At 37.5% G+C, this 25,698-nt stretch carries 24 protein-coding genes and 1 pseudogene; 4 read left to right on the top strand and 21 right to left on the bottom strand.

Annotated features, from left to right (window positions below):
- Positions 1-309: 309 nt before the first annotated feature.
- Together ACFSTH_RS00720 and ACFSTH_RS00715 are read right to left on the bottom strand one after the other, a co-directional pair.
- A complete protein-coding gene (locus ACFSTH_RS00720) occupies positions 310-531 on the bottom strand; it encodes a hypothetical protein (RefSeq protein ID WP_377770104.1) in 222 nt (73 codons plus the stop codon).
- A 163-nt stretch (positions 532-694) separates the two neighbouring features.
- Complete coding sequence (locus tag ACFSTH_RS00715) at positions 695-1,321, bottom strand: stage II sporulation protein M (RefSeq protein ID WP_377770103.1); 627 nt, start codon at positions 1,319-1,321, stop codon at positions 695-697.
- Between the two features lie 121 nt (positions 1,322-1,442).
- Here ACFSTH_RS00715 and pdaB point away from each other — a divergent pair, with 121 nt between their 5' ends.
- Positions 1,443-2,261, top strand: coding sequence for a polysaccharide deacetylase family sporulation protein PdaB (gene pdaB, locus ACFSTH_RS00710; RefSeq protein WP_377770102.1), 819 nt, complete (start codon positions 1,443-1,445; stop codon positions 2,259-2,261).
- Between the two features lie 3 nt (positions 2,262-2,264).
- On the opposite strand, the gene ACFSTH_RS00705 is transcribed toward pdaB, so the two are convergent.
- Positions 2,265-2,891 carry a KinB-signaling pathway activation protein gene (locus ACFSTH_RS00705; protein WP_377770101.1) on the bottom strand — a complete coding sequence of 209 codons (627 nt, stop codon included), beginning with the start codon at positions 2,889-2,891 and terminating at the stop codon, positions 2,265-2,267.
- Between the two features lie 148 nt (positions 2,892-3,039).
- Between ACFSTH_RS00705 and gerD the strand changes: the two genes are divergently transcribed.
- On the top strand, positions 3,040-3,792 hold the full coding sequence (gene gerD, locus ACFSTH_RS00700) for a spore germination lipoprotein GerD (RefSeq protein ID WP_377770100.1): 753 nt from the start codon (positions 3,040-3,042) through the stop codon (positions 3,790-3,792).
- A 98-nt stretch (positions 3,793-3,890) separates the two neighbouring features.
- On the opposite strand, the gene ACFSTH_RS00695 is transcribed toward gerD, so the two are convergent.
- From ACFSTH_RS00695 to ahpC, 5 genes are all read right to left on the bottom strand, one after another.
- Positions 3,891-4,955 carry an Mrp/NBP35 family ATP-binding protein gene (locus ACFSTH_RS00695; RefSeq protein WP_377770099.1) on the bottom strand — a complete coding sequence of 355 codons (1,065 nt, stop codon included), beginning with the start codon at positions 4,953-4,955 and terminating at the stop codon, positions 3,891-3,893.
- A gap of 88 nt (positions 4,956-5,043) precedes the next feature.
- Entirely contained in the window at positions 5,044-5,799 is a 756-nt protein-coding gene (gene cwlD, locus ACFSTH_RS00690; protein WP_377770098.1) for an N-acetylmuramoyl-L-alanine amidase CwlD, read from the bottom strand.
- A 103-nt stretch (positions 5,800-5,902) separates the two neighbouring features.
- On the bottom strand, positions 5,903-6,430 hold the full coding sequence (locus ACFSTH_RS00685) for a CueP family metal-binding protein (RefSeq protein ID WP_377770097.1): 528 nt from the start codon (positions 6,428-6,430) through the stop codon (positions 5,903-5,905).
- A 180-nt stretch (positions 6,431-6,610) separates the two neighbouring features.
- Positions 6,611-8,140, bottom strand: a complete 1,530-nt coding sequence (ahpF, locus tag ACFSTH_RS00680) for an alkyl hydroperoxide reductase subunit F (protein ID WP_377770096.1) — start codon at positions 8,138-8,140, stop codon at positions 6,611-6,613.
- Between the two features lie 12 nt (positions 8,141-8,152).
- Positions 8,153-8,722, bottom strand: coding sequence for an alkyl hydroperoxide reductase subunit C (gene ahpC, locus ACFSTH_RS00675; protein WP_377770095.1), 570 nt, complete (start codon positions 8,720-8,722; stop codon positions 8,153-8,155).
- A gap of 572 nt (positions 8,723-9,294) precedes the next feature.
- On the opposite strand from ahpC, the gene ACFSTH_RS00670 reads away from it, so the two are divergent.
- On the top strand, positions 9,295-10,407 hold the full coding sequence (locus tag ACFSTH_RS00670) for a nitric oxide synthase oxygenase (RefSeq protein WP_377770094.1): 1,113 nt from the start codon (positions 9,295-9,297) through the stop codon (positions 10,405-10,407).
- 184 nt (positions 10,408-10,591) lie between these two features.
- On the opposite strand, the pseudogene ACFSTH_RS00665 reads toward ACFSTH_RS00670, so the two are convergent.
- From ACFSTH_RS00665 to fdrA, 11 genes and pseudogenes are all read right to left on the bottom strand, one after another.
- Positions 10,592-10,741, bottom strand: a pseudogene (locus ACFSTH_RS00665) (NAD(P)H:quinone oxidoreductase, type IV); the annotation flags it as partial.
- 87 nt (positions 10,742-10,828) lie between these two features.
- Positions 10,829-11,437, bottom strand: a complete 609-nt coding sequence (locus ACFSTH_RS00660; RefSeq protein ID WP_377770093.1) for a flavin reductase family protein — start codon at positions 11,435-11,437, stop codon at positions 10,829-10,831.
- Between the two features lie 20 nt (positions 11,438-11,457).
- The gene (locus tag ACFSTH_RS00655; RefSeq protein WP_377770092.1) at positions 11,458-12,396 is read right to left on the bottom strand and encodes a ring-cleaving dioxygenase; all 939 of its coding nucleotides are present in this window, start codon (positions 12,394-12,396) and stop codon (positions 11,458-11,460) included.
- A gap of 161 nt (positions 12,397-12,557) precedes the next feature.
- Positions 12,558-13,025 carry a MarR family winged helix-turn-helix transcriptional regulator gene (locus tag ACFSTH_RS00650; protein ID WP_377770091.1) on the bottom strand — a complete coding sequence of 156 codons (468 nt, stop codon included), beginning with the start codon at positions 13,023-13,025 and terminating at the stop codon, positions 12,558-12,560.
- Positions 13,026-13,231: 206 nt separating this feature from the next.
- Entirely contained in the window at positions 13,232-14,485 is a 1,254-nt protein-coding gene (locus ACFSTH_RS00645) for an MFS transporter (RefSeq protein WP_377770090.1), read from the bottom strand.
- Between the two features lie 251 nt (positions 14,486-14,736).
- The gene (locus tag ACFSTH_RS00640) at positions 14,737-15,450 is read right to left on the bottom strand and encodes a response regulator transcription factor (protein ID WP_377770089.1); all 714 of its coding nucleotides are present in this window, start codon (positions 15,448-15,450) and stop codon (positions 14,737-14,739) included.
- Positions 15,447-18,074: a sensor histidine kinase gene (locus ACFSTH_RS00635; RefSeq protein WP_377770088.1), complete on the bottom strand. Its 2,628-nt coding sequence runs from the start codon at positions 18,072-18,074 to the stop codon at positions 15,447-15,449. Before ACFSTH_RS00635 ends, ACFSTH_RS00640 begins: the two co-directional genes overlap by 4 nt.
- A gap of 79 nt (positions 18,075-18,153) precedes the next feature.
- Complete coding sequence (gene arcC, locus ACFSTH_RS00630; protein ID WP_377770087.1) at positions 18,154-19,098, bottom strand: carbamate kinase; 945 nt, start codon at positions 19,096-19,098, stop codon at positions 18,154-18,156.
- On the bottom strand, positions 19,083-20,015 hold the full coding sequence (locus ACFSTH_RS00625; protein ID WP_377770086.1) for a DUF2877 domain-containing protein: 933 nt from the start codon (positions 20,013-20,015) through the stop codon (positions 19,083-19,085). Before ACFSTH_RS00625 ends, arcC begins: the two co-directional genes overlap by 16 nt.
- Complete coding sequence (locus ACFSTH_RS00620; protein ID WP_377770085.1) at positions 20,012-21,277, bottom strand: YlbE family protein; 1,266 nt, start codon at positions 21,275-21,277, stop codon at positions 20,012-20,014. Before ACFSTH_RS00620 ends, ACFSTH_RS00625 begins: the two co-directional genes overlap by 4 nt.
- A 41-nt stretch (positions 21,278-21,318) precedes the next feature.
- Positions 21,319-23,067, bottom strand: a complete 1,749-nt coding sequence (fdrA, locus tag ACFSTH_RS00615) for an acyl-CoA synthetase FdrA (RefSeq protein ID WP_377770084.1) — start codon at positions 23,065-23,067, stop codon at positions 21,319-21,321.
- Between the two features lie 221 nt (positions 23,068-23,288).
- Here fdrA and ACFSTH_RS00610 point away from each other — a divergent pair, with 221 nt between their 5' ends.
- On the top strand, positions 23,289-24,170 hold the full coding sequence (locus tag ACFSTH_RS00610; RefSeq protein WP_377770083.1) for an alpha/beta hydrolase: 882 nt from the start codon (positions 23,289-23,291) through the stop codon (positions 24,168-24,170).
- Between the two features lie 51 nt (positions 24,171-24,221).
- On the opposite strand, the gene ACFSTH_RS00605 is transcribed toward ACFSTH_RS00610, so the two are convergent.
- Together ACFSTH_RS00605 and ACFSTH_RS00600 are read right to left on the bottom strand one after the other, a co-directional pair.
- Entirely contained in the window at positions 24,222-25,007 is a 786-nt protein-coding gene (locus ACFSTH_RS00605) for a DUF4097 family beta strand repeat-containing protein (protein WP_377770082.1), read from the bottom strand.
- Positions 25,008-25,181: 174 nt separating this feature from the next.
- Positions 25,182-25,601, bottom strand: coding sequence for a MarR family winged helix-turn-helix transcriptional regulator (locus ACFSTH_RS00600; RefSeq protein WP_377770081.1), 420 nt, complete (start codon positions 25,599-25,601; stop codon positions 25,182-25,184).
- Positions 25,602-25,698: the final 97 nt, after the last annotated feature.

Genomic DNA, 25,698 nt, shown 5'->3' with positions numbered 1-25,698 from the left:
TTCGTCCTGAGCCAGGATCAAACTCTCCAATAAAAGTTTGTAGCTCATTTCTTGCTGACTTGCTTTGTATTACTTCACTCGTTGTTCAGTTTTCAAAGAACAAATCATTGTTTCGTTTTGTTTGTTGTTGTTTTGCTTGTTGTGCACCGCATCTCATCGGCGACTTTTATAATATATCACAGTCGACAAATTAAATGCAACCCCTTTTTCAACATTTTTTTCACTTTATTTTCTCCCGAAAAATCGCTTCATATATAGCTATCAAATAATACTCGAAAAAAATATCGAATACTTTAATATTTCTAATGTTTAACGGTAAGAACGTTCATTTATTACGTATCGGGATAATTCCTGTGGTGAAGCCATACGAGCATACATCTTAAATATCACTTTATACCTTCTAGTTACCGCACGTTTAATTTCCCCATCCAATCGCTCATCCTGCAAGTCACTAAGCATTTCGTCCAACTCTTTACGTAGCATATAGTGTAGTTCTTTACACTCTCTTTCATTAAACAACATTCCTAACATTTATATACAGTCCCCCTTATTGTGCATAACATGCGAATACGCCTTTATAGCTAGTTAAATCCCATAGCGAGATAAACCGCTGTTGCCTATCATCAGCAACTCATGTTGTAATGACCGCTTTACTGTTATGCTCAATAATTGGAAATTTTATTACATCAATTTTCTAAATTGATAAAATTAATGGGGTTAATGTACTTTCAATAATGGCTGCAATCAGTAAAAACACAACAACCAAGATCGCCACAGGAACAGACCTTATTAAAAAATATCGCAAGTTATTCAACGTTTGTTTTAGCTTGGATCTTGAAAAAATACTATGTATAACCAATTGCATCATTAACACACCGAATCGTACGCCATAAGCAGCCGCCACAATAATGACAGGAATTTCAATCCATCCATGCGGCAATATTCCTTTTGCATATACTTCAAAGGCTACAGACATCGATTTTTCTTCAGCAATTTTTTGAAACATATATCCTAAAACCATACCATTAATAGTTAAAAAACTAATAGGAAACCAAGCAAAAAAAGCGCCCAAATATATCGTTATAACCGCTTTAACAGCATTATTTAAAAAGATAATTAAAAAAGAAACTAAGGCAACGTTTTTAGATTGTGATATAGCATCACTAAGCTGTTCCAACCCTGCCAATTGACCATCCAAAAAGCTGGCAAAGCTATGATCCGTAGCCCCAACAAAAGTACCTGCCAAAAATAAGACAATACTAACACCAATATAAGTGCGCATTTCTTTAAAATGTTGTTTTATCGCTTGCCACTTAAACATAGTATTCCGATCCCCTTGTCTATTTTTAAAATATATTTTCATTTCATACGAATATCTTTCTAGTACGAGCATAAATTGTAGTACAAGCAACAGTTTCCAAAAGAGAGGAGAGCCTATCCTAATGAATATGTTTTTTGTATGGAGCGGTCGAAAAATTAAAAAATATGTATTTTTACTCATTGCTCTCGTATTTGCCGTAGGTGTCATTTATTCCGAGCGAGAAAATATTTCTGTATTTGCTCCTACGGAACAACCTGCTGCCATCTACAACGTAGTAACAGACAACAAAGTAGTTGCACTCACCTTTGACATCAGCTGGGGGAACAAACGAGTAGAACCAATTTTGGAAGTATTAAAAGAAAAGAATATTACACAAGCAACCTTCTTTATTTCTTCTTTATGGGCACAAACAGAGCCTGAACTAGTCAAAAAAATTCAAGACGCTGGTTTTGAAATAGGTAGCAATGGACACAAGCATGAATTTTACAGCAAGTTAGAAAATGAAGAAATACACAAACAAATTTCTACAGCTCACACTATTTTGTCCAACATTGTAGGAGAAAAACCTCAGTTGCTGCGATTGCCAAACGGTGATTTCGACAAACGAGTATTAAGAATTGCTAGTGATCTCAACTATAAAGTTATTCAGTGGAATACCGACTCCATGGATTGGATGAATATTGGTACTGAAAAAATTGTCGATCGCGTCGTATCTAATGCTCAACCAGGCGATATTATTTTACTTCACGCTAGTGATACTGTTCAACAAACTCATCTAGCACTTCCAGCCATCGTCGAGCAGCTACGTACAAAAGGATACGAGTTTGCCTCCGTCTCCAATCTGCTTACACAAACGGAAGTACAAGGCAAACCCGTACAAGATAAAACAACATTTAATAAAATAGATGTTAACTCATTTTCTTCATCAATGACGAACTAAAAGTTAAGAATTAGCCGGTTTTGCAGTAATTACTGCCGAATCGGCTTCATTTTTTTTAAGTAACCGATGCATCATCATATTTTGATAAAAATTACAAGCAAACAACGGAGATATCATAAATATAACAGCGGCAATATTAGGCTCACCTTGAATAGCTGGCCAAGCTTCGATAAATGTAATCGTAAAAAGTAAAAACATAGTTGGTACTAACGCCGAACGATTCGTTTGTTTAATTTTAATAACTGTACCTAACACAGATAGCAACACTAACCCCAATGGTAATACCCAAAATAACCAGTTATTAGTTTTCTCTATGTATAACACATAACCCATCGCGAAAATGGCAAATACAGTAATGTAGCCTTGGAGCGTATTCCATAAATACTTTTTACGAAATACACTAAGCGCAATGTAATTAAGTGTTAAATAAGCGAAAAATCCCATTTGACTAAATACACCAATTAACAAGCCTGAAATTGCCATCATCATTGCATTAAATCCAGTTGCTTCAAATCCTAAAAATCCGAATTCTTGATTCGTGAGCAACATAATCGAACCTACGACAACGCATACAACAGCGCTAATCGCCATCGTACTCCAAAATAAAAAGAACCATTTTCTTATTGTCACACTAATTTGCCTCCTGTTGTTTTGCCTTTATTTTACCACGATCACAACAAAAAGCTAACTCTTTTCGATGATAATCCCGTGAACAATGAGCATAATAAGATTATCTTACAATCTGTTTGTAGTTGTATCTCGAAAGGAGTAAATAAATATGCGCTTTTTCTCTACACTTTTCACTATATTTTTTGTTGCATTATTAACAGGTTGCGGGTCAGAGCCTCAGCCTCAACAAATGAATTACAAGGACATGAAATCGATGGTTATCGATATTTTGAAAACAGAAGACGCCCAAAAAGCACTACAAGAATCTGCGGAAAAGATGACAGGCTATAAGGCGCAGTCTTCACAATTACTTTCTGTCCAAGATCAAGAAGAGGTACGATTAGCGGTAAAAGAAGTTATAAGCTCTCCAGGCTATGATCGCGTTATTAAAAGCTTGATGACCGATGTTCGATTCGCAGGCGAATTCGCCAAAGCAATTAATAAAGACAATAAAAACATTCATAAGCAACTTATTAAAGATCCTACGTATCAGGCGGATATGATCAAAGCGATGCGAACGCCAGAAATGGATAAGCTTATACTGGAAGTTTTAAAAAGCGGTCAGTACCGAAAAGAGTTAATGTCCATGATACAGGATGCTATGCAAAATCCGATTTTCCGCCTTGAAATGTTAGATTTAATGAAAGCAGCAGTAAAAGAAGAGCTTCAAATAAAGCCGAATGAAAAAGTGCAAAAACAAAAAGAAGAAGGGCAAGAAAAAGGACAAGATGAAGGGCAAGGACAGGATCAAGAACAGCAGGAACCGCAAGATGGTCAATCAGAAGAAAAGGGACAAGAAGAGGAACAAAGTGGTGAAGATGAACAACAAGATCAGCAACAAAAAGAAGAAGAGGAGCAATAATGAGTTACACCCGCTTCCACTTCCTAAATAATTTCATTAAATTATAGAAAAACAAGCACTATAGTAACCGACTCGTTACTTAGTGCTTGTTCTACATACTATTCACAATTGGAAATAACAGATTCCGCTAATTCATCATACAGTTGTCCAATTGCAGATTCGCTTTTATATACGGATGGCGAGAAATCAGCTTCCATTGGATGATTTTCCGGTTGACCTAATGGAATTTGTGCTAACAACTCACTGTTCAATGTTTCCGCTAATCTAGCACCGCCGCCACGACCAAATACGTACTCTTTTTCTCCAGTAGATGTGGAGACATAATAAGACATGTTTTCAACTACACCGATAATTTCATGTTCTGTTTTAATAGCCATCGCACCAGCCCTAGCCGCTACAAACGCCGCAGTTGCATGTGGAGTGGTCACAATTATTTCCTTGCTATGTGGAATCATTTGATGAATATCAAGTGCAATATCACCTGTTCCTGGTGGCAAATCTAACAATATGTAATCCATCTCTCCCCATTCAATTTCTTGGAAGAAATTACGAAGCATCTTGCCAAGCATCGGACCTCGCCAAACAATCGGATTGTTGTCTTCCACGAAAAAACCCATGGAAATAACTTTTACTCCGAAGCGATTGATTGGAATGATCTTATCATTTATTACTTCAGGTCGTTCTTCAATTCCCATCATATCAGGAACACTGAAACCGTAAATATCAGCATCAATTATGCCAACTCGTTTACCTGCACGTGCTAGTGCTACAGCCAAGTTAACAGTAACTGTTGATTTTCCAACGCCACCTTTTCCACTTGCAATAGCAATGAACGTCACATTGTTATCCGGATCGAGCAATGAACTGCTCAAATTACTACCATGTCCAATAGCTGTTCCTGCTACTTTCCCTGGTTGACCACCTGCTTCATCTGCTTCTGGTGCCGCCACTCGGAAGCGACAATGTACCGTTTCCACACCAAACGGTACAAGTACGGCTATTAATGCTTCTTTAACTTTTTCTTCTTGCATAGCAGTAGCACCTATAACCGTAAGAGAAACTGTTTCATTTCGTACCATAACGTCCCGAAATATTACATCTTCCGCTTGAAATGGAGCCATCGCTTCCGTTATTACTTCTATTGCTTGTTCACGTGACAACATCTATTTTTCCCCACCTTTATTCTTATCAGCTTGTACTCTTCATATTATATCATAGGTGAGGTACTAACAATGCATCCGATATCGTTTACTATTCTAACGTTTTTTCTGCACTAAATCGTAAAACCCCTTGATAAATAGAAGCTGCTACTTTTCGCTGGTATTCTGCATCGGCTAACCGAACTGCCTCTTCTGGATGCGACAAAAATCCGACCTCTACTAATGCCATTGGCGATGACGTAATCTCTTTTAACAAATATACATTCGCCGCTTCTCCTACAGAACGTGATGTATTTTGTAAATTTTGACGCAACTCTTCTTGTATTAATTCTGCTAACTTCATTCCATTAGCTTGATTTCCGGCATAATAAAAAGTTTGTGCTCCTGACCACTTAGGCGATGGTACACTATTCATATGAACACTAATAACAATCGTAGGGTTTTCTTTCTTAATAATCGCTGCTCGACGCAATAAATCTTCCGTTTTACGCTTACTATACTTTTTTTGATCCGCACTAGCCAAATCGTAATCGCCTTCTCGAGTCATAACTACTGTTGCACCTGATTGCTGTAAATAATCTCGTAATTGCAAAGCGATGGCTAAATTTAAATCTTTTTCAATCAACCCTTGCTTGCTTACCGCTCCACCATCTACTCCTCCATGTCCAGCATCGATAACAATCTTTTGATTGGCTAGTGGCAAGTTGAAATATGTCCATTTACTTTCTGGAGTAATACGTTGACTCATCAAAAAAACGACTACTACTACAGCTACGAGCGCGAGCGATAAGCGCAGCATTCCTTTATACGATAACCAAATAACAACATGCCGCTTCCACCGACCCATACACAACCACCTCACCTATCTCCATCCATAATCTGCGAAACACACACAGTAACGCTTGTCTGTTTCATTATATGGGACAGGTTAGGCAATTATGTTAGCTTATTTATAGAAGCTGCATTGTCGTTATACATGTATTATCGCCTTTGAATGTAGTTATTTCAGAAGTTACTTGTTTGTCACCTTGCTTGATGGTAACTTGATATTTTTGATCACGAGGTAACCACAGATCAATAAAGCCATTTTCTAATGTTGCCATTTTCTCGTCAATAATGACTTTGCCACTTTCATCTACAATATGAACATCAAATTCCTCTGTAACCATTTCCCCTTGGCATCCAGTCAAACTATGAATACCACATGGATGTGTTTGGTTTTCAAATGGTGCGATTGATACAAAAAACTCTGCTTCTGGCAATGTATATACTGTTTTTTTCTGTTTTTCGTCTGTAATAATTAACTCATCCGATGTAATAGATGCACTAATATTTTTAAAATCACCAACACTATATTCATTTACTAATTCTTTCACTTGATCTTCTGTCATCTCCGCCTTGTTACTACCCCCATTGCCACCACATGCAGCCAACAACAATGCCATTACAATAAACGGAATCCAAACTTTTACTTTCACACTTTTTCCCCCTATTCTCATTTCAACATCATTCTTATTTTCATCATCATAACATGTCTATCATCAATAGGAAAATGATTTGAATGGTTCATCAATTAATACTTTGCAACAAAAAAGATGAGGTGCTCTACACCGCCTGTTGGACGGTATAAGACACCTCATCTGACTAAAACTCAATCATTAATTTCTAACTAAGTAATCAAATGCACTTAATGAAGCAGTCGCACCCGAGCCCATCGAAATAATGATTTGTTTGTACGGTGTTGTACTGCAATCACCTGCTGCGAATACACCAGGAACACTGGTTGCTCCACGTGCATCGATAACAATTTCACCGAACTTGTTGCGTTCTACTGTATCACCAAGCCAATCCGTATTAGGGACTAGGCCGATTTGTACGAATACTCCAGCAAGCTCAACATGCTTCTCTTCACCAGATTCTCGATCTACAAAAGTGATACCATTTACTCTATCCGTACCAGTAATTTCTTTTGTTTGCACATTAGTAAATACCGTTACGTTAGGTAAACTGTGTAGTCTTTTTTGTAATACGGCATCTGCTTTAAGTTCAGACATAAACTCCAGCACAGTTACATGCTCCACAATACCAGCAAGGTCGATAGCTGCTTCAATTCCAGAGTTTCCTCCGCCTATAACAGCTACCCGCTTACCTTCAAATAGTGGTCCATCACAGTGAGGACAGTACGCAACGCCTTTATTTTTAAATTCCATTTCCCCAGGAACGCCGACATTACGCCAACGAGCACCTGTTGATAAAATAACCGTTTTACTTTTCAATACCGCGCCGTTTTCAAGTTCAATCTCAATAAGATCGTTCTTTTCCAAACGTTTAGCACGCTGTAGTTTCATCACATCGATATTATATTCTTTGACGTGTTCTTCCAAACTCGCAGCTAATCGCGGACCTTCTGTATGCTTCACACTAATAAAGTTTTCAATCGATGCAGTATCCAATATTTGACCACCAAATCGATCAGCAACAATACCAGTACGAATGCCTTTACGAGCAGCATAGATCGCTGCACTAGCACCAGCTGGTCCACCACCTACGACAAGTACATCATAAGGATCTTTATCCGCAAAAGCAGAGGCATCTTGTGTACTGCCGAGTTTCGCAAGAATTTCTTCCAGCGCCATACGACCGCTACCAAACGGCTCGCCATTTAAAAACACCGTTGGCACTGCCATAATATCTTTGCTTTCTACTTCTTCTTTAAAGGCAGCCCCATCTATCATCGTATGAGTAATACCTGCATTTAATACGCTCATCGTATTAAGCGCTTGTACAACATCCGGACAGTTTTGACAACTTAAGCTAACATAAGTTTCAAAATGGTACGTTCCATCTAAGTTTTTAACCTGCTCTATAACAGATTCATCTACTTTTGGAGCACGACCACTCACTTGCAACAACGCTAATACTAAAGAAGTAAATTCATGTCCAAGAGGAACGCCGGCAAACGTAATGCCTGTATCTTCATTAACACGATTCACACTAAAACTTGGTGTACGTTCTAATTCTGTTTTCTCTACTTTAATCAAAGTAGACATCGTTGCTATTTGATCTACTAATTGCAACATTTCTTGGGAAACTTGATCAGTTCCTGCACTTACTTTCAGTAACACTTCGCCTTCCAACAGCTCCAGGTATTGAGCTAATTGCGCTTTTATTGTGTCATCTAGTAGCATATCAAACGCTCCTTAAATCTTACCTACAAGATCAAGGCTAGGTTTCAATGTTTCAGATCCTTCTTGCCATTTTGCTGGACATACTTCACCTGGATTGTTGCGAACATATTGTGCAGCTTTCACTTTACCAACCAATGTACTTGCATCACGACCGATACCGTCAGCATTAATTTCTGCTGCTTGTACGATACCGTCTGGATCAACGATAAATGTACCGCGTTGTGCTAGACCACTTTCTTCATCCAACACTTCGAAGTTACGAGAAATTTTTTGAGATGGATCGCCAACCATAACATAACGCAATTTGCTAATTGCATCAGAATGGTCATGCCATGCTTTATGTGTAAAATGAGTATCTGTAGAAACGGAATATACTTCTACCCCTAATTTTTTTAGCTCATCGTATTGATTTTGCAAATCTTCAAGCTCAGTAGGACATACGAATGTAAAGTCTGCTGGGTAGAAACATACAATGCTCCATTGCCCTTTTAAGTTTTCGTCAGAAACCTCGATAAATTGACCAGTACCGCTATGATATGCTGATGCGTTGAACGACAAAACTTCTTTTCCGATTAAAGACATTAGTAATTCCTCCTATAGAATAATATATTGGCCTTTTGGCTGATTCTTGTATTTTCTGAAAATTCACAAGTTAATGTAACGCCGCTTCGTAAGTATTGTTTACCAAAAACAAAACAGTATACTCCACTTTGCAACACCTTCTTGCTCCTTCTCCGTAAACGAGTCTTCCGATTAAACAACTAATAACGTAACTTCGTTATCAATAATTATTCTAATCAGACACTCATTCTCATTATCATATAAAAGTCAGCGATTGTCAAATTTTTTGTGCTATTTACAATGTAACAAGTTATACTCACCAGCGCAATATTAGTGTCCATGGCTCACTGTAAGTGTAAGATAATATTCCTTCATACAATAGTAAGCTATAAACAGATGGAATTCACATCCTAATTGAGACAGAATAGATAATCTAAGCTTGGATAGTTGTCGATCTAAATTGTATAATCAATATGGGATAGTGAATATATTCTATTTTCAACAAAGAGAACGTACAAACAATTTCAATTATCATTATTCTAAAAGGTCTATATTAAATATAATGGTAAATTACTGCTAAAGAGGAGTAAATCATGATTGCTGCGGAAGTTTTTAATGAAGCGAAAAAATTCATTTCTAATTGCTACACAGAATTGGGAAAATCTCAATCCGAAATAGATCAGCGGTTAGTCCATATACAACAACAAATAGATCAACATGGTACATACGAACATACTTGTCTCGAGCTTGAGTACGGTTCAAAGCTAGCTTGGCGCAATAGTAATCGCTGTATTGGACGATTTTTTTGGGAGTCATTGCAGGTGTTTGATCATCGTTCATTAACAGATGAAAAAAGTATTGCCGATGCATTATTACAACATATTGAATATGCTACTAATAATGGAAAAATTCGTTCGACTATCTCTATTTTTCAGCAATCGATGGTAGTGAATGGATCATTAAAAGAAGTTAGAATATGGAATCATCAATTACTGAGATATGCTGGTTACGTACAAAAAGACGGTTCCATTATTGGTGATCCCGCTTCCATCTCTTTTACAAAGCAATGTATAGCACTTGGATGGAAACCACTATGTGGAGCATACGATATTTTACCACTAGTTATCCAAATCGATGATCGTACACCTGTTTTATTTGAAATACCAGCTACTATCGTTAAAGAAGTACCTATTGAACATCCTACTTCACAGGCGATTAGTGATTTAAATATGCGTTGGTATGCCGTTCCGATTGTTTCTGATATGCTCTTAGAAATTGGTGGGGTCAGTTACACAGCAGCACCATTCAATGGTTGGTATATGGGGACAGAAATAGGAGCACGAAATTTAGCAGATAAAGATAGATATAATAAATTAGTTGATATCGCAAAAGCGTTGCATTTAAATACAAGCCATGCCTCAACATTATGGAAAGACCAAGCACTAGTAGAACTCAATATAGCAGTCTTGCATTCCTACAAAAAAGAAAAAGTAACGATAGTAGATCATCACACAGCCGCTGTACAATTTAAACAATTCGAACGAAAAGAACAAGATGCTGGGCGTTCAATTACTGGTCGCTGGTCATGGTTAGTACCACCACTTTCACCAGCAACAACAGATCTATTTCACGTTAGTTATAACGATGTCGAACAAAGTCCTAATTACCATTATCAAGCGTCACCATATCAACACCACAATTTATAAAACAATGTAGCACAAGGGGCGACTCGCCCCTATCCTATAGCGCAACCTGAGCCACTGTAAACATATTAAAATAATAGTTATACCACCATATGTTTGGGTTATCATATTCCACTAATTCTCGTCTTCCATAAAATAAAATTATTGACATTGATCAAGAGATTGACTTTTTTTGCATTTCGCTATGTTATTGGTTACCTTTCTTTACCCATTCAGCAACTGTAATTGTACGTTTCGCTTGATGTTTTACTGCTGCTTCCACGTCCTCTATCATTTTCCCATCTTGTCCTACTGTTACGCTCGTTCCATATGGGTTGCCACCCGCTCCATGAAGTAACAAGAGTGTTCGTTGATTAGCATCTGTCCCTTATTAAAAACATGTTGCAATTCGTATCATCCTCTCACTTTTCATTCATTCAAATAGCTATTCTGGTCTTTCTAAAGAAAATAAATCACCAATTTTCGCATAGTTGACTCCAGCTAATCGGCTAACAGCTGCCAAGCCTCTAACGTTAATCCTTCCATTTTCATAAATATCATCTTGCACATGAAATTGTACTACTTTTCCAATAACCAAGTCACAGCTTACGTTACCATCGGCACCAAGTTCTAGTACTTGTTCTAATTTACATTCCATTCGAACCTTTGCTTGTTGAATTCCAGGCACTTTAATTTTCGTACTAGTAATAGAAGTCAATTCAGCTAGTTCTACTTCACTTTGGTCAGGTAGCAAACTAGCAGCCGTTTTATTAATTTGCTCCACGTTATGCTCATCCACGATATGAACGACGAATTCTTTCGTATGTGTAATATTGTTGGCAGTATCTTTTTGTCTTCCACCAGAACGCTGTATAGATAGCGAGATCATTGGCGGATTAGAAGATACGATATTAAAGAAGCTAAACGGTGCACCATTTAAAACACCATTTTCTGATAATGATGTAACGAATGCTATAGGACGTGGCACAACACTACCAATGAGTAATTTATGATTTTCTTTGGCTGTATTCAAATTCGGATCTATAGATCGCATAAACACCATCCCTGTGTTAGTTATTGTAATTCCTGCACTTTAATCGGTATTAAACTCCGTTCCAGTTGCTCTCTATATTGCTCATATTGTACAGGTAACATTAACTTCTCTCCCATCGTCTCCTGTGACTCATCATGAGCAAACCCTGGAGGATCTGTCGCAATTTCGAATAATATTTCTCCTTCTTCTCTGAAATATATCGCATTAAAGTAATTACGATCTTGCACTGGAGTTACATGATAACCATGGGTAGCTACATGTTTTTGCCATTCTAATTGATCACTATCATCAGCAGCTCTCCAAGCAATATGATGAACCGTCCCAACACCCATTTGCCCTCTTCCAGCTGAAGTAATTTTTAGATCAATTACATTCCCAATAGCTGCTGTCGAATAAAAACGAATGAAATCCCCATCTTCATCCATCCGTTTTAACCCCATTACTGATTCAAGCAACTTTGCCGTCTTCTTGGGCTGAGCAGAGAACAATGTAGCGCCACCGAAACCTTTAATTGCAACGTCAGGCGTTACTCCACCAAATTGCCATTTGTTTTGTTCCCCTGCTTCACGTTCTACAATTTCTAATAATAGACCGTGCGGATCAGCAAATTGTAAATATTGCTCATTAAAACGATTAGCGATTGTAAAAGGTATTTCGAATTTTCTTAATCGTTCCTCCCAAAATTTGAATGCTCCTATAGGTACCACATAACTTGTCACTCCTACTTGACCATCTCCTATAACTCCTTGACGAGCGCCTGCCCAAGGAAAGAAAGTAATAATAGTTCCAGGATTTCCCCCTTCATCTCCAAAATAAAGATGATACGTGTTTGGATCGTCAAAGTTCACCGTTTGTTTTACTAAACGTAATCCAAGTACCCCTGCATAGAAATCAATGTTTTGCTGTGGATGTCCTACAATAGCTGTGATGTGATGTATTCCCATCGTCTTTTTACTCATTTCTAATCCCTCCAAAGTATATTAAATACTGTCCAATCGTATCGTTATTAAACGTTTAATTTTTACGTATTTTTCCCTAAAAAATATTTAATATTTTTTAACTCCACTTCATCTATTATCAATTAATATATTACTAATTAGAGATATATGATTAAAAAAAATTACATCTGCTGAGCATAGTAACCTAATTTTTTTAATTGTTCGATCATCACTTGCTTTTCACTTACGGATAAACCAGCCATAATGTTAGCAATAGCTGCTCTATGCGTTGGAAAAACTTCATTCATCAATTCAGAACCCTCTGTCGTAATAACCGCATACGTAATACGCCGATCTTTGGGGCATGGTTTTCGCTTAATTAGAGCTTTTTTTTCTAACTTGTCTACAACATAAGTAATACTACTACTAGCAATAAGCACTTTTTCGCCAATTTTTTGAATAGGTTGCTCTCCTTTGCTATAAATCAACTCTAGAACAGCAAATTCCGTAGGATTGAGTCCTAATCGCTTTATATCATCTTCAACACACTTCTTCACAGCATTCAACGCTCTTGTTAATACTATGAATAGTTTAAGTGATAACTGCTCGTCATGCATCTCATTAGCTAATTCCTCCCGGATTTCATTCATGATGGTCACCTCTGTTTATTATCTCGAATTCGAGATAATTATATAACACTGTTATTTAGTTGTCAACTACACTTAAATAAAGCTTCCTGTAAAATTATTAATATTTCTAATTTAACTACAAATAAAACAAAACCCTTAATCACTGGGGATCAAGGGATTTATTTTTTATTACTCAGCCACAACAATTACCGACTTGTTCATTGCTTTTAGGCAGCGGCTATCTCATCTGGCTTCTTTCTCCGGTCATCTTCACGAATGAGAGATGCTGCTATAGTACCAATGATAAGCAGGAAACCTGCAAAATAAAAGCCCATATTCAGACTACCTGTAATATCGGTCAAAAACCCTGTTAGGTATGGAGCTAATATGGAACCACACATCCCAATAAAGTTATAAACACCAAATGCAGTTGAATAAGAAGACTTCGGAGCATTATCTGCCACAACGGCAACCAATACTGGATTTGTACTCAATTTACCGAATATACCGTAACCTATAAGTGCAATATACAATACAGTCATATTGTCAAATGCTACTATAGAAACAAGTGAAATTAGTGACATTGGTAACATCACTAGCAATACTGGACGGCTCTTGCCTAAACGATCGGCAATCCAACTGAACAGAATGGATGCTGGAATAGCTGCCCAAGGTACGAGGGATGATACTGTTGCTACAGCGCTTCCTTCAATGCCACGAGCATGTTGCAGATAGTATGGTAACCACGTAACTACTACAAAGAAACCATAAATAGAACTAAAAATTGTAATGTAAGATAAAATCAAGTTGCGATTTTTAAACAACACGCTCAATTTTAATTTCTCTTTTTTAACTTCTGTTGTATTAGCTTCCCGCTTTTTCGGGTTTTCTTTTATAATCCACCACATGAGTAATCCGATAATTACAACCGGTATTGCAATGATGTAAAATGGTGTTCTCCAAGACATTCCTGCTTGAATGGTAAAAGTGGATAAGTAGTACCCTGCTGATAGACCAAAAGCCATACCACTGTTTATTATTGCTGAACCTAAAGTGAGATGTTTCTTCGGAATAGCTTCTGAAGAAAGCCCATATTGTGGTCCATAATAAAACCCTTGGAAAATACCTACTAACAACCACATTAAAACAAATAAGAAGAATGAAGACATTGTACCTGCTATAGCTGCGAATATACCGAATAAAATAATTCCAGGTACTAATACTTTCTTTTTACCAATTTTGTCGCCCAAAATACCTGATGGAATGTTTAGTCCTGCATATCCGATAAAGAAAATACTACTAATCATACCAAGTTGACTAGCAGACAGGCTAAACTCGTTTTGAATATTGTCCATGACAGGATTCAAAATCGCACGGGTCGCATATATTGCAATCCATCCAAGAAAGAATACAATAACGGCTTTGAACCAATAAGGGATCAGTTCTTTCTTCTCGCCATTACTATGTGCTTGCTTTCCCATTATGAGTGCCTCCTCATTTTTTCTGTAACTTCAGGAAATGATCATTTACCTTGCACTCATAGCATACGATATCCAGCATTGCAGACGAATAAAATCAAGTTGCGTGACATTGCGAAAACATTAAATTTTTATAAAGTTTCTTAGAAGTTCATAAACAAAAAAATGGCTGCCATGAGACCAGCATTATGCTGCCTTCACCTCAGCCAACAAACCACATTGTATTGATGCAATACACACTTTTTCATATTAACCTACACTGTTTTAGTTATACTTTTCAACATATAACCAAGGCCTGGGTATGTAATAATAAACTCCTCAGGTTCTTTTAGTCTTTCTTTAATTTTCCGCCTAATCCGAGCAATACCGACACGTAAATACTCCACATCATCCCGATATTGCGGACCCCAAACTTCTGAAAGAAGCGTTTCGTGTTGCACGACCTTGTCTAAATTAATAGCTAATATTTCTAACAATAGAAACTCTGTTTGTGTAAATTTCAATTCTTCTTCATCAATCCATACTCGCTTGCTGCCTACATCTATTTGAAGAGAACCTGTCTCAATGATGGAAGAAGCAATAAAGTTTCCTTCAGTTAGGGATGGCTGGCTTCTACGCAAGACGGCATTTACTCTAGCAAAAAGCTCATCTAAAGAAAATGGTTTGGTTAAGTAATCATCTGCACCCAAATTCAATCCACTCACTTTATCTTTCGGATTGCTACGAGCAGTTAACATAATAATTGGTGTATGCGAAAACTTTCGAAGTTCTTTTAACACGTAAAAACCATCTTTGCCTGGCATCATAATATCAAGCAATATCAAATCTGGTGAAATGAGATCATACTTCTCTAACAATTCTTCTCCGGAAGCTACTGTCACCACATCATAACCGACTGAACGCAAGTTCGCTGAGATGAATCGTAATATTTTGGCTTCGTCATCTACCACACATATTTTTTGTTTCATCCCTCATCACCCTCTCTTAACGGAAAGTAAAGTGTAAACGTACTGCCTTTTCCAGGTATGCTGTCAGCTTCAATTTTCCCTTCATGTGCTTCCATAATTCCTTCACAAATCGACAAACCAAGCCCTGTTCCACCAGAGCGTCTTGTAGCAGACAAATCAACTTGATAGAAACGATTAAATACTTTTTGCAGATGTTCTTTTGCGATACCAATTCCATTATCCGAAACAACAATTGTCAAATAATCACCCTTTTTTTGAAGTGTAATGTCAATCTTCTTCTGAGGTTGATCATTGTATCGAAGTGCATTAGTGAATAAATTTACCAACACTTGCTGTACACGTGTTTTGTCTGCATAAAAAAATATATCATTTTCTGTTTTATTGTAAAACCTGATCTTTGCATCTTGCTTTATAATCAACGGTATCAAATCAATCGACTTTTCGATAACGTGATCTGCTCGTACCATGTTACGTTCAATATACAATGAACCTGATTCAATTTTTGAAATGTCCATCCAGTCGTCGACTAACTGTTGAATACGTTCAATATCTTCATGTACTCCCTCTAGTAACTCACGTTGAAAGTCTGGTTCCCACTCCACATTATCTCGTAACAATGTCTCGACACTTCCCCGGATGTTTGTAATTGGTGTCTTGAACTCATGTGATGTTAGTGAAATTAGATTGTTTTTCAGTGTATCAATTTCCTCTTCCTTTGTAATGTCACGGATAAGCAGCCCTTCACCAATTTTTTTGTCATCTGAGATAACAGAAAACTTGTGCAACATATAAAAATCAGTTTCTCCATTGTCCATCTTGCACTCCAATTTCAACTCACTATTATCGCCATTAAAATAACATAATAGCTCTTCTTCGGTGCTTTCGAATAAGATGCTAAGCCTGTTTAAGACATCCGACAAACGATGTAGTGGAGCATACAATCCTTCTCCTTCTATAACGTTCAAAAATGATTCATTCACGTACTCCACTTGGTAGTCATTATTTAATAACATAATTCCTTCTGACATACTTTCAAGAACAGCATCTAACTCCGCATGTTTGTTCCGATAGCGTTCAAAAAGAAGCTTATTCTGCATCATAATTGCTAACGATCGAGAAAAGGTTTGTAGAAAAGATTGCTCTTTCGATTCAATTGTCTGTCCTTCTGCTAGATCAACTATAAGATAACCATTAGGCAGTCCACTTAAAATAATAGGTTCTATATGCTGATTCGTACCTTGAACATATTGTTCCAAGTAATACTGTAAACCAACTTTTGTATATATTTTTTCTCGTGTAACAGCTAATTCGTGGTACCAAATGTGGATGGAAAATGGTATCGTTGGTTCTACCTTTTGCAAACACATTTGAATAAAACGAGGCAAATCAATCTCTGAAGAAACCGGAGTAATCAGCTTGTTCACTGCTGATAGTTCTGCATTCCGCATTTCTAGATTTGCCGTTCGCTCATTTACACGTGCTTCAAGCTGCGTGTTCAACTCTATAAGCTCAGCTCGATTTTCTTCGATTTCGAATAGCATTTCATTGAAGTGGGTAAGCAGATCGGTCATTTCTTGTGGTCCTTTAATCTGCTCGGCAATTTGTACAGGTTGGTTGGACTTATAACTGGTGGAGTATCGTTTGATTGTGTTCAGTAAATTGCGGATCGTCCGTTCAAGCCTAGCGCTTAAGAAAAGACTTGCTAAAACGACCAGAAGTGCAGTTAAAGGAATAAACCAAAAAATAGTAAGCGCTGCATCTCGCAGTGGCTTCATTATTAGTGTGATTGGATTGGCTATCCATAACGTCCAGCCCAGATTGGGTGTTTTGGTATAGGTAATAAATTCCTTTTCTCGCTCTTCCGCTTTGATGGTCAAACTATTAACAGACTTAGCCTCATTTTCATTGATGATCTTAACAATTTTTGAATCACCGAAATTGACCATTTCTGTTTTTGTATCAATATCCGGATGAATAATTACGTTATTCTCTTGATCTAACAAGACAGCATAATTTGCTTCACCAGAAATCCTAGTCGATACGTATTCGCCTAATGCATTTAAATCAATTGCCCCCAAAATATAACCTTGCATCTCACCACTGCTGTTAAAAATTGGTGACACAATAGCAACAAGCAGTATATCCGTTCCACCTCTTCCGTGAAAAACGTGTGAAACTACTTGTCGTTTCGTTTCTAACAGATTACTGTAATAAGATCGATCACTGAAATCGATGTGTTCTCGATTGGCACCATCTGTGTAAATAGGTGGATAGAAAACAAGCGACTCACCATATATATTTCCAACATATAAATTAACGAAACCCGGGTAATGCTGTTTAATATCAGCCAACGTTTGTTCAACTTTCTGCATTTCATCTGCTTCTAGCAAAGGGGAAACCATCGCAGCCATCGTATCAATGATTCGACTATGCTCCGCCATATACGATTCAATATTATCCTCTAAAAATTCCGTTACTTTCGTCTGGCTATGCTGATTGTCTTTGATTAAGGAGGAAAGCTGAAAAAACTGAAAAATCCCCAATGTAATAATAGCCGTCAACCCAATCGCCAAAAACGAATAGCTTAACTCTTCTCGAAATGAGCGGGATCGTTTCTTTTTCACACAATTCCTCCTTTAAATTTCACTTTTACCGATTGGCTTACTTAATAACTTTATCGTATACAAAACTAAATAATACTATTTACTGTACCTTTGTTATTTGCGTACCTGCTTTTCCTTCCACAGCCAAATCTGCCTGACCAAGAGAACAAATGATAGCTCGTCCACCTAACTCAGCAAATTTCATGGCTGCTTCCATTTTAGGACCCATACTGCCTGCAGAGAATTGACCTTCATCCGCATATATCTTAGCTTCTTCAAGTGTAATAGAGCCAAGAGCTTTTTGATCTGGCTTGCCATAGTTGACAAATACGTTATTCACATCTGTTAAAATCATAAGTACATCGGCCTTTGATTCTTCTGCCAGACGGAAAGCACTGCGGTCTTTGTCAATAACAGCTTCAACACCTTTTAGTCTGCCGTCTTTTTCACGCATGACCGGGATACCGCCACCGCCTGCAGCGATGACAATAACTTCATCATCAGTTAGTCTCTTAATTGTTTCTGAGCTCAAAATAGATTTCGGCTCCGGTGAAGCAACTACTCGTCTCCAACCTCGTCCAGCGTCTTCTTTTACTATCCAACCTTTTTCTTCTGCCAGTAGCTTCGCTTCTTCTTCCGAATAGAACACACCAATTGGCTTAGAAGGATCTTCAAATGCTACATCGTTCGGATCTACTTCTGTTTGTGTCAGCAAACTGACAACTTCTCTATTCAATCCTAATTTAGTCAACTCATTTTTTAATGTTTGTTCCATCATATAACCGATAAAACCTTGTGATTCAGCACTACATACATCTAATGGAAATGGAGGGACAACATCTTTCGCTTCTTCGTTTTGACGCAGTATGTTGCCAACTTGTGGACCATTGCCATGTGTCACAATAACAGTGTGACCGTTTTTCACTATTTTCGAGATGATTTCTGTACTAATACGTACATTTTCATATTGGTTCTCATATGTTGCTTCCTGTTTTGGTTGGAGAATTGCATTTCCTCCGAGTGCGATTACTATTTTTTCTGCCACTTTAATTTCCTCCTCTTAATTAACAAACCTAATAGCATACCGAACACTGTATCCGTTCCAGAACTATGACCCGTATCAAGCAATCGTTCGATCAATGGTTTTAATTTATCTATATTCGTTGGTTGTGTCAGTGCAACAGTTGCCTCCACAACTGTAGAACTGAACTTTCCCTCTAGTGCATAAATCAAATATTCTCGGCTTACATCCGTTGTTAACTGTTCATTGACGACTAATGTCCACAACATATCCAGTGCTTCTTTAGAGAATAAATTAACTACTGCATGTACAGCCAATAAACCTATAAGGTGATCATCGCCAGAAGGAGTAAGTCCTTGACCTCGACCCAAGAAAAACCGCAAGCTACTTTCAATATTCTGTCCATCCGATACAGAGAGAACAGTAATTAGCTTGTCGACTTGTGTATTAATTATGCCAACTTGTTCGGCTTCTTGCAAATAAGTTGTTAAAAATTGTTCAATGTCTAAATCCAAACCAGTACACGTAGTATTTTCCAACAATATAGATATAAGCATTGTTAAGTTGTTGGTAGTATGAACGAATTGACCCGCATAAGAAGACAACTGCCAGACAAATGTAGTCGCAGTAGTTAGTGAAATGACAATAGATAGCGACTTAAATAGAAGTAGTTTTTCACCCGCTAACCATCTTACTGGAGTTTGCTGATTAATAGTTCCATGCAACTGTTGCCATGTATCATTATCAAGATGAATACCAAAGGGAAGCTGACCATTTTTCGTCGTTCCAATGAAAAATAATCGGCCACCCATTTGAATATTTACACCATTTTGAAAAACACTATGCACATAACCTTCCGAGTGCTCAGAAAGCAGCAGAGGAATACGTTGTTCGTATTCCTTTGCCAATATTACCTTTTCATTTCCTGTCAGTTTAGTCATTCAATCAAGCCAAGTTTAATAGCATAAGCTTCCAACGCTTTTTCAAAGCACTCTTTAGGCGCACGCACCGTACCCGCTCCTACTTGACCGACACCTGCTTTTTTATGAGCAATACCCGTGTTAATAACTGGCTCTATACCGGTCTCTACAACTTTTCTGGCATCAATGCCTAGACATGTGCCTTGGAAGTCCCATGTTGGAATAGTAAAATTGCTGTTATGGGATATACAAATTTCTGCCATTTCATTACTTGTTGCAAGGGCGTCTTCAAAACCACCCGCTCCTACGAATCGAGTAACTCCTGGAGCTGCGATCATCGCCATTCCTCCAACACCAAATGTCTCAGTAATCGCACTATCACCAATATCTGGATTGGCATCATCTTGAGAGTATCCGGTAAAGAATAGACCTTGAGGCGTATTAACCGGTGCTGTAAACCATTCATCACCCATCCCACTAATGCGAATACCAAAATCTTTGCCGTTTCTACACATCGCCGTAACGACAGTTCCAGCTTCTATTTGACGTGCTGCGTCCATAACCGCCTTGCTAGTTGCCATCGCAATATTCAAAAAGAACTGATCTGTATCAGCCAAAAACTGAATAACATCTTTACGATCTTTATTATCCATTTCAAGTTGAACAATGTAAGGACTAATTTCTTTTAGAAATATTAATGACGCTGCAATATTACGTTGGTGAAACTCATCCCCCATTGTAATTGCTCTTGCAATCATAACATTCAAGTTCAAACCATCATCTGTAAGTTTAAGTGCCTTGGAAATGGTGGGTCCTAATACTTGTTGCATCCACTTCAATCGGTCAACAACTTCCTGTGAGTTTGCACCAAAACGAAGTACTTTTCCAATCCCTTCGTTCATAATACAATAAGCTTCGTTGCCATCGGTCCGATTTTCTACTACAAAGACCGGCATATTAGCAGAAGTTATCCCACCCATTGGACCTACCGCATTCACGTGATGGCAAGGAATGAATGTTACTTCTCCAGAAGCCAGTTGCTGTTCCGCTTCTTCAGCTGTTGCCGCCCATCCTTCATAGAGCGATGCACCTATACAAGAACCTTGCATTGGACCAGTCATATCTTCCCACTTAATCGGAGGGCCAGCATGGAGTAACACTTTCCCTTCATTAAGCTCTTTAACTTTTTCCTTAGCCGGAGCAACGTCTACTAGAAATGGTGCTGATCCAGTAATTTTGTCGATTACCGCTTGATTTGCTTCATCCATTGACTTGTAATTCATAATTGTTCCACCTCAATTTTTATATTTGTAGATGTTTCACCTTATTTTAACAAGCTCAAAATTTTAGCCATCCGTGCATTGCCACCAGCAATTGGGCGCCAATCGTACTGCACAAACGGTGTTCCAGTGTCTGCAAGTGCGTTAGTAAAACTTTTCAATCCTACGTTAATGATCCGTGGACGCTCTGCAACAAGTGAAGCGATTTCATCAGATACAGACAATTCAAAAGTTTTATTAGACTGTACGCTGTCTACATGTTGTTTTTTATAATCTTCTACTTGAAGTCCTACTATGCTAAGTGCTGTCCGAACTGCTTCATTATTTGTTTCTTTGACGATAATACCAGCTGCTTTTAATGCTTTCACATGCCCATCGTAACTTTGCGGATCATTTTTTGTACCACATACAGTAGCTACTATATGCAAAGAACGTCCATCTTCTTGAGCAGTTGAAACAGCTTTTTGAATGGATGGTAATAAAGCACTTGCCATATCATCGTGTGAACCATAGCCAAGTACAAAATCAAGTAAAATTACTGCTGTTGATGAATCGGCACCTGCGGCTTCAATAAATTTCGAACGTGTTTCAGGATCGATCATCGGATGCGGTTTACCTTGCGTATATTTATCGTCACCGAGATCGACTACTTCATGACCTTCGTGTTTTAAAACATAGCCTTCTTCATTTTTAATATCTATTCCCAATCCAAGCGCATCTGAAATGAGTATCGCAGCTTCCGAAGCAAGCGTTCCACCTGAATATAAACCTTTCAACGTACGCTGACCTTCTTTTAACTGCACATTATTCACGCTAAAATCGCCACTATTATAATCTGGTTTTACTTTATTTCCTTTGGCTAAGTCGACTGCAATGTAAGCTGTCTCTGCCAATGTGTATGCTTGATATACATTTCCAACATATTGCTCTGGTTTTTCACCAAGGAATACTGCTACAACTGGTTTTGACAAGTTTTGTAATAGATCCATTACTTCGTTCCGAACATGTTTTGCGGGAGGCTTCGAAATAATCGTAATAATTTCTGTCTGACTATGGTTCTCAAGTGCACGTATACCGTCCATCATAGTAATCGCACCAATAGCATCTTGTAAGTCACGTCCACCCGTTCCGATAGCGTGGCTGACACCTTCCCCCAAGCGATCAATAATGGTTGATACTTCTTGAATACCCGTTCCTGAAGCACCGACTATACCAATACGTCCTTTGTTCACCACATTTGCAAAAGCGAACGGAATCCCATCCATTATCCCTGTACCACAGTCAGGTCCCATTACAAGTAACCCTTTATCATGTGCTTTTTTCTTTAATCGCATTTCATCATCCAGCGATACATTATCACTAAACAAAAATACGTGAAGACCACGATCTAACGCCTTATCAGCTTCATCTGCCGCATACTGACCTGGCACCGAAATCATAGCTATATTCGCATTTGGCAAAGCATCGATTGCCTTATTCCAAGTACGTACCGTTTCAAAACTTTGTTTTTTGTTGCTAATAGATTGATCCTGCAAGTATTGATCGACTTTCTCCAAAACAGAATCAATTAAACTTGCACTATCTGTATCAACGACAATTGCCATATCATTCGACTCAGCAGCTTCCAATTCTGGTGTATGCAAACCAGCTGTTTTAAATATATCTTTATTGGCTGGTGTCGCCATCATGATCTGTACCTTGTTAAGCCCTTCCATCGTTGAGACAGCATTCGTGAGCAACATCAGGTTGATCGAGTCTTGGTACGAATTCTTCTTTATAATCGTATGAAGCACAAAAATCACTCCCATATTTTATTAAAATCAGCAAATATACTGATTCTTTACCTTAAAATCATTGTACATGAGCTGCCATTGCAGACGAATAAAATCCGAACGCCCCACATTACAAAAACATAAAAATTCGGAGCAAATACTATTTTTGTGACATGCGGTAGTATATGATAAATAGACGATTATTAAAGGGAATGGATATTAAAAATAGGAGGAATTCCAATATGGCAGAAACATTTATATATCGTGAAGTTGGCAATTGCTCAGTTGAGGGCACACTCCACCGTTCGCCGCTGAAGCATGCACCTTTAATCATTTTTATACACGGCGGTGGGCTTGTATGGGGTTCAAAAGATGATATGCATAAGGAGCAAATCAAGCGCTATACTGAAGCAGGATTTAACGTATTCTCCGTCGATTATCGTCTCGCTCCAGAAACAAAGCTACCGGAAATTCGAGATGATATTGCTTATTTATTAAAATGGATTAAAACTGACGCATCTTCCATATTTGGTTTTGATTCGAAGCGTGTTGCGGTTATCGGTAATTCGGCAGGTGGCTACTTAGCTCTGCTGTCAGGCACATTTGACATAAAACCAGATGCAATCGTTTCTTTTTATGGATATGGACAAATAACTGGAGATTGGTATAGAAATGCTAGTTCCCACTTTACAGCAATGCCTACTGTTACTAAATCACTTGCTGAACAACTGGTGCAGCCAACACCAATCGCCGCAGCTCCAATTCATACACGCTACGCAATATATTTATACTGCCGTCAGACAGGCTCATGGCTAGATTGGGTAGCAGGCAAGAAACTCGCTGAAGATTCGGCTGCCCTGAAGAAATTTGCTCCGATTGAACTGGCTGATTCTAACTATCCAGCAACGTTTCTTATTCATGGCAATGCTGATGAAGATGTCCCCTATGCGGAATCAGTCGCTATGAAACTAAAACTCGATACTGCTGGTGTTAGCAATGAACTATTAACTATTGATAATGGTAAGCATAATTTTGATGCCAACATGAGCGATCCAAACGCTATATATGCAGTGGAGCAAACGATAAAATTTCTAACAGATCAGTTTAAGACAAGCAAGATGTAAGCAAATGAAGCGTGACAGGATGAATAATCTCGGTCACGCTTCATTTGCTTATTAATCAATTTCTATATTTCCTACCAAAACTGATATATTCAATTTCGCTTCACTATTTAGAGTATTATGAAGTACCTCTTTGCCTGGTCCTTTTTTAATAACATTCAATTTGTGTTCTTTTGATAAGATCTTACCATTCTTAGTCGAAATGTTTAATCCAATATCATCAATTTGGGTCACATTTGGTAGTTGAACTTTTACATTACCGTTAGCAATGTTAATATTGTTTATGCCATTAATACTTTTCAGCACTAAACTCTTTAAACTGCCTACTTTATTTCTTATATTGATTTGTCCATCCACTTCTCCTAAATGAATAGAACCATTTCCAGCATTAATATTTAGAAGTTCTCCTTGAAAGTTATTCATTCTAATTGTGCCTACATCAGAAGTAAGAGAAAGTCGGCTAGCTCCAGTAACTTGCTCTACATCGATTTTTCCGTTTTTTGTTTCTAGTTGAATATCTGCTAACAAACCAGGCGGTACGTTTAAGACAATTTCACTTTTGTTTCTTAGGCTCGGCAGCAGTTTCTTCCAAAATTTATTAATCGTAAGTACATTAATAATGGCTTTGTCCTTACTATAAGTAATATCAATGTTCGGTTCTCCTAATATGGTCTTTTGACCTTGAATATCAATATATAAATCTGATGAATTACTGACTAACTTAATATTCGAGAAATCGGAATTAAGTTTAATACCATTAACATTCTTTATCTTTGAACTGTACTCAAAGTTACTTTTTGAACTGTTTAATATACTTAAGCCTACAACTAATAATGTCATTACAATGATTCCTCCCAAAATAAACTTTTTTCTCCGCATTTTAGATCATTCATTCCTTTACTTAGTATATGTTTTAGTTACTAAGTATTTTAATAACTAAAATACTTAGTAACTAAAACATACAGAAAACTACTCCTTTAGTCAATAAAAAAACAGATCTATTTATGATCTGTTTCAAATAGTCTCTTCTATTTTTTCAAATAAGTGATTTATTTCTGATAAGGTACTGGTTATAGTTTCTAATTGTTCAACAGAAAACCCAAAAAATATCTCATCAACTTTTTTTTGACCTTTTTTTGTTAAAGTGACTCTTACAACTCTACGGTCTTCTTTTAACCTTATTCTTTCAATTAAGTTTAGTTGCTCAAGTTTATCACACATATTAGTTGCAGCACCTGGAGTTAAGAGAAATTGATCCGAAATTTCGGTAATTGTTAAAAATTCGAATAATTTTAGTTTTAGTAGCAAAAGTACCAAATTCTCAGAGATATCTTGATCATGAGTAAGTAATCTCATAAAACGACTAGATTTAGTTTGAATATTAAACATTACCTCCATTAATGCTCGAACGGAATCTTCCTTATTCTTATCCATTAAAACCACCCTTTGCAGTTGATTCTTATCTTAAAATATACAGCAATATGTATATTAATATATCAAGGATACAATATGTAGTCTTATTAATCACTTT

It is taken from the genome of Paenibacillus yanchengensis, assembly GCF_042684845.1.
In the GTDB taxonomy this organism is placed as follows: Bacteria; Bacillota; Bacilli; order Paenibacillales; family Paenibacillaceae; genus Pristimantibacillus; species Pristimantibacillus yanchengensis.
The sequence above is the reverse complement of the archived record's forward strand: the minus strand, read 5'-3'. Positions and strand labels throughout refer to the sequence as shown.

Coding starts and splice junctions, on each gene's coding strand:
- ACFSTH_RS00720 (WP_377770104.1), bottom strand. CDS start 531: ATGTTAGGAATGTTGTTTAATGAAAGAGAGTGTAAAGAACTACACTAT.
- ACFSTH_RS00715 (WP_377770103.1), bottom strand. CDS start 1,321: ATGTTTAAGTGGCAAGCGATAAAACAACATTTTAAAGAAATGCGCACT.
- pdaB (WP_377770102.1), top strand. CDS start 1,443: ATGAATATGTTTTTTGTATGGAGCGGTCGAAAAATTAAAAAATATGTA.
- gerD (WP_377770100.1), top strand. CDS start 3,040: ATGCGCTTTTTCTCTACACTTTTCACTATATTTTTTGTTGCATTATTA.
- ACFSTH_RS00695 (WP_377770099.1), bottom strand. CDS start 4,955: ATGTTGTCACGTGAACAAGCAATAGAAGTAATAACGGAAGCGATGGCT.
- cwlD (WP_377770098.1), bottom strand. CDS start 5,799: ATGGGTCGGTGGAAGCGGCATGTTGTTATTTGGTTATCGTATAAAGGA.
- ahpF (WP_377770096.1), bottom strand. CDS start 8,140: ATGCTACTAGATGACACAATAAAAGCGCAATTAGCTCAATACCTGGAG.
- ahpC (WP_377770095.1), bottom strand. CDS start 8,722: ATGTCTTTAATCGGAAAAGAAGTTTTGTCGTTCAACGCATCAGCATAT.
- ACFSTH_RS00670 (WP_377770094.1), top strand. CDS start 9,295: ATGATTGCTGCGGAAGTTTTTAATGAAGCGAAAAAATTCATTTCTAAT.
- ACFSTH_RS00660 (WP_377770093.1), bottom strand. CDS start 11,437: ATGCGATCTATAGATCCGAATTTGAATACAGCCAAAGAAAATCATAAA.
- ACFSTH_RS00655 (WP_377770092.1), bottom strand. CDS start 12,396: ATGAGTAAAAAGACGATGGGAATACATCACATCACAGCTATTGTAGGA.
- ACFSTH_RS00650 (WP_377770091.1), bottom strand. CDS start 13,025: ATGAATGAAATCCGGGAGGAATTAGCTAATGAGATGCATGACGAGCAG.
- ACFSTH_RS00645 (WP_377770090.1), bottom strand. CDS start 14,485: ATGGGAAAGCAAGCACATAGTAATGGCGAGAAGAAAGAACTGATCCCT.
- ACFSTH_RS00640 (WP_377770089.1), bottom strand. CDS start 15,450: ATGAAACAAAAAATATGTGTGGTAGATGACGAAGCCAAAATATTACGA.
- ACFSTH_RS00625 (WP_377770086.1), bottom strand. CDS start 20,015: ATGACTAAACTGACAGGAAATGAAAAGGTAATATTGGCAAAGGAATAC.
- ACFSTH_RS00620 (WP_377770085.1), bottom strand. CDS start 21,277: ATGAATTACAAGTCAATGGATGAAGCAAATCAAGCGGTAATCGACAAA.
- ACFSTH_RS00610 (WP_377770083.1), top strand. CDS start 23,289: ATGGCAGAAACATTTATATATCGTGAAGTTGGCAATTGCTCAGTTGAG.
- ACFSTH_RS00605 (WP_377770082.1), bottom strand. CDS start 25,007: ATGACATTATTAGTTGTAGGCTTAAGTATATTAAACAGTTCAAAAAGT.
- ACFSTH_RS00600 (WP_377770081.1), bottom strand. CDS start 25,601: ATGGATAAGAATAAGGAAGATTCCGTTCGAGCATTAATGGAGGTAATG.